1 pseudogene is annotated in these 4,443 nt (G+C 67.1%); it reads left to right on the top strand.

Annotated elements, in window-relative coordinates:
* Positions 1–4,393 (top strand): annotated as a pseudogene (locus QZ501_RS14900) (hypothetical protein); the annotation flags it as partial.
* Between the last annotated feature and the right edge of the window lie 50 nt (positions 4,394–4,443).

Genomic DNA, 4,443 nt, shown 5'->3' with positions numbered 1-4,443 from the left:
CCCCACCTGTGATGGCGCCCGTCTGAAGACGGAATCGCTGCTCTGGCGCCTGGGCTCGAAAGCGGATGCGGACACGGTTGTCGATCCGGCTGAGCGCTTCCGGCCCGTTGGCGTCACCCTGCCGGAATCCACGCTGGAACAGCAGCCGGGCCTGAACCTGGCGGATCTGATGAACCTGCCGCTGGGGCGGGTCGCGGCGCTGTTTGAGCGTATTCAACTGCCCGCGCCCCTGGACGAGGCCGCGGACCTGCTTTTGGATGCGATCCGGGCGCGCATCGGGTACCTCGTAGCCGTGGGGCTGGATTACCTGACCCTGGACCGCCAGTCGCGCACGCTTTCCGGCGGCGAAGTCCAGCGCATCAACCTGACCACGGCGCTGGGCACCTCGCTGGTGAATACCCTGTTCGTGCTGGACGAGCCCAGCATCGGTCTGCACCCACGGGACATGGATCGGATCATCGGCGTCATGCACCGCCTGCGTGATGCTGGCAACTCCCTGCTGGTGGTTGAGCACGACCCGCAGGTGATGCACGCCGCCGACCGCATCATCGACATGGGGCCGGGACCGGGCGAGCAGGGCGGGCGGATCGTGTTCGAAGGCTCGCCGGATGCGCTCATGGCGGACAGCCAGTCACTGACGGCGGATTACCTGACCGGTCGCCGCCAGGTGAACGCAGGCGAACAGGCCGCTGGCGCCAACCCTGTCGATCCGGGGAATGCCATCCGCATCCGCGGCGCTCGCGAACACAACCTCAAGAACCTGGACGTTGATCTTCCCCTGAACGCCCTGGTCGTGCTCACGGGCGTCAGCGGCTCCGGTAAGTCCACCCTGATGGAAAGCGTACTCTACCGCGCCGTTGCTGAGCTCAAGGGCCGTCCCGGCGAGGTACCCGGCGTTCATGACGCCATTGAGGGGCATGAGCGCATCGATGATGCTGTGCTCATCGACCAGTCGCCCATCGGGCGGACCACGCGCTCGACACCGGCCAGTTACGTGGGCGCCTTCGATGCCATCCGCAAGGTCTTCGTGGGCCTGCCGGAGGCGAAGGAGCGCGGTTACACCCTGGGGACGTTCAGCTTCAATGCCGGTAACGGGCGTTGCCCCACCTGTGGCGGCAACGGTTTCGAGCATGTGGAGATGCAGTTCCTGAGCGACGTCTACCTGCGCTGCCCGGACTGCGATGGCCGGCGCTTCCGCCCCGAGATTCTGGAGATAACGCTGCCGCCGTCCACGGAAAGCCCTGTGCCGCCGCAGTCCATCGCGGATGTTCTGGAGATGTCCGTGAACCAGGCGGTCAGCTTCTTTGCGGACTACCCGAAAGTGCTTCAGGGCCTGGAGCCGTTGCAGGCGGTGGGCCTGGGGTACATGAGCCTGGGGCAGCCGGTGCCGACCCTTTCCGGCGGCGAAGCCCAGCGCCTCAAGCTGGCCGGGCACCTGGCGAAGGCAGCCGGGCGCAAGGGCGCCAGTGATCACCTCCTGTTCCTGTTCGACGAGCCCACCACTGGCCTGCACATGGACGACGTGGCCACGCTTCTCGGAGCTTTCCGCCGGCTGCTGGCCGAAGGGCATTCTCTGGCCGTGATCGAGCACAACCAGGACCTGATGGCGGCGGCGGACTGGCTGATTGATCTTGGGCCCGAGGGTGGTGACCGGGGCGGGGCACTGATCGCCAGCGGCACACCGGAGCAGGTCATGGCAGTGCCCGGCAGTCACACCGGGAAAGCACTCTGGGACTATCTGGGGCAGGGCACGGAAGCCGAACCCCAGCCCGCGGTGGCCGAGGCACCGGCGCCGTACAGCGGTGATCCGGATGCGATCACCATTCACCATGCCCGCGAGCACAACCTCAAGAACGTGGACATCCGCATCCCGCGTAACCAGATGACGGTGCTCACAGGGCTCTCCGGCTCCGGCAAGAGCACCGTGGCCTTCGACATCGTCTTCAACGAGGGCCAGCGGCGTTACCTGGAATCCCTGAACGCGTATGCGCGCCAGTTCGTCCAGCCCGCCTCGCGGCCGGACGTGGATGCAGTCTTCGGCATTCCGCCCACCGTCGCCATTGAACAGCGCACCAGCCGGGGTGGGCGCAAGAGCACGGTGGCCACCATGACCGAGCTCTATCACTTCCTGCGCCTGCTGTTCGTCAAGCTGGGCACCCAGTACTGCCCGGACTGTATGATTCCCATTGACGAACAGACGCCGGAGGCGATCCGGGCCCGCATCCTGCGCGATGCGCGAGGCCAGGAGGCGACGCTGCTGGCGCCCATGGTGGTGGCGCGCAAGGGCTACTACACGGACCTGGCCACCTGGGCCGGCAAGAAAGGCTTCGAGCACCTGCGGGTGGACGGCGAGTACCAGCCCACGGGCAACTGGCCGCGCCTGGCACGCCACCAGGAGCACGACATTGACCTGCCCATGGGCACGGTCACCGTCACGCCGGGCAACGAGGCGACGCTGGACCGGCTTATTGGCGAGGCACTGGCCTACGGCCACGGCACCATGAAGCTCCTGAGCGACGCCGGTGAGACCATCTTCTCCACCGAGCGTGCCTGCCCCGGCTGCGGGCAGAGTTTTCCGGAGCTGGATCCGCGCCTGTTCTCCTACAATTCCAAGCACGGCTGGTGCCCGTCCTGCTACGGCACGGGGCTCGCGCTGAGCGGATTCGACGAGGAGCAGACCGGCGAGGAATCCGTCTGGCTGGAAGCGGACGACGACCATGAGCCTGGCGTCTGCCGCGCCTGTTCCGGGCGCCGGCTCAAGCCGGAGGCGCTGTCGGTCTACTTCCGTGATCGCAACATCGCCGAATACACAGCGCTCTCGGTGGCCGAGGCAGCCGGGCGCTTCGAGGCCCTGGCGCTGACGGGCAGGGATGCGGAGGTAGCCCAGGACATCATGCCCGAGATCCGGGCCCGACTGGACTTTCTCCAGCAGGTGGGGCTGGCCTATCTGAACCTGGATCGGGCCGCGCCCACGCTCTCCGGCGGTGAAGCCCAGCGCATCCGCATCGCCGCCCAGCTGGGCTCCAACCTCCAGGGCGTGTGCTACATCCTGGACGAGCCCACCATCGGCCTGCACCCGCGCGATAACCGCATGCTGCTGGACACCCTTGGCCGGCTGGAAGGCAAGGGCAACACCATCCTGGTGGTCGAGCACGACGAGGACACCATCCGCCGGGCGGAACACGTAATCGACCTGGGCCCAGGGGCTGGGGTTAATGGCGGGCGCGTGGTGGCGGAAGGCACCGTCGCGGAGCTGGAGGCCAACCCGGAATCCACCACGGGCCGCTGCCTGGCCGATCCCATCCGCCACCCGCTGATCGCCGAGGAACGGCGGCCGGCCGAGGCGGAACACTGGCTCTATGTCAGCGAGGCAAGCCTGCACAACCTGCGCGGGGTGGACGTGCGCCTGCCGCTGGAGCGGCTGGTGTGTGTCACCGGCGTTTCCGGCTCCGGCAAGAGCTCACTGGTGCGGGGCATCCTGCACGATAACCTGCGTGTTCTGAACGGGGCAGGACGGGATAGGAAGCCCACAACCCGGGGGTGTCGGCGAATCGAAGGGTGGCAGAACCTGGACCGGGTGTTCGAGGTGGATCAGACACCCATCGGTAAGACCCCGCGTTCCTGCCCGGCCACCTATGTGGGCATCTGGGACAACATCCGCAAGCTGTTCGCCGGCACCGAGGAAGCCCGCCTGCGTGGCTACAACGCGGGTCGTTTCTCGTTCAACACGAAGGAGGGGCGCTGCCCGGGGTGTGACGGCCAGGGCCTGAAGCGGGTGGAGATGAACTTCCTGCCGGACGTGTCCGTGCCCTGCGAGGTCTGCGGGGGCGACCGTTTCACCCCGGAGACCCTCGCGGTCACCTACGGCGGCAAGCATATCGGCGAAGTGCTGCGCATGAGCGTGGACGAAGGCGTCGAGTTCTTCCGGGCGCACTCAAAGATCCACCATGCGCTGGAGCTGATGCAGGCCGTGGGCCTGGGCTACCTGAGCCTGGGGCAGCCCAGCCCGACGCTCTCCGGCGGCGAGGCCCAGCGCCTGAAGCTGGTCACCGAACTGGCCCGCGCAAGACCGGACGTGCGCCGCCAGAACCAGCCCCATACCCTGTACATCCTGGATGAGCCCACGGTTGGGCTGCACATGGCGGATGTCGAGCGGCTGATCCATGTGCTGCACCGGTTGGTGGACGCCGGCAACAGCGTGGTGCTGATTGAGCACAACCTGGATCTTATTGCTGAGGCCGACTGGGTACTGGACATGGGCCCGGACGGCGGCGATGGCGGTGGTCGGGTGGTTGCTGAGGGCGCCCCTGAAGCGCTGGTGGCGAAGAGCCGCGAGAGTGAACCCGCCCGGGTGCTCAGCGATTTCCTGGCCGAAAGGTCTCGCCGTGACTGAGGATCCGGAAATCCGCCGGTGACAGGCCGGCGGCTCTTCGTGCCTGTCTG

Source organism: uncultured Halovibrio sp., from assembly GCF_913056445.1.
Lineage (GTDB): Bacteria > Pseudomonadota > Gammaproteobacteria > Pseudomonadales > Oleiphilaceae > Halospina > Halospina utahensis_B.
The sequence above is the reverse complement of the archived record's forward strand: the minus strand, read 5'-3'. Positions and strand labels throughout refer to the sequence as shown.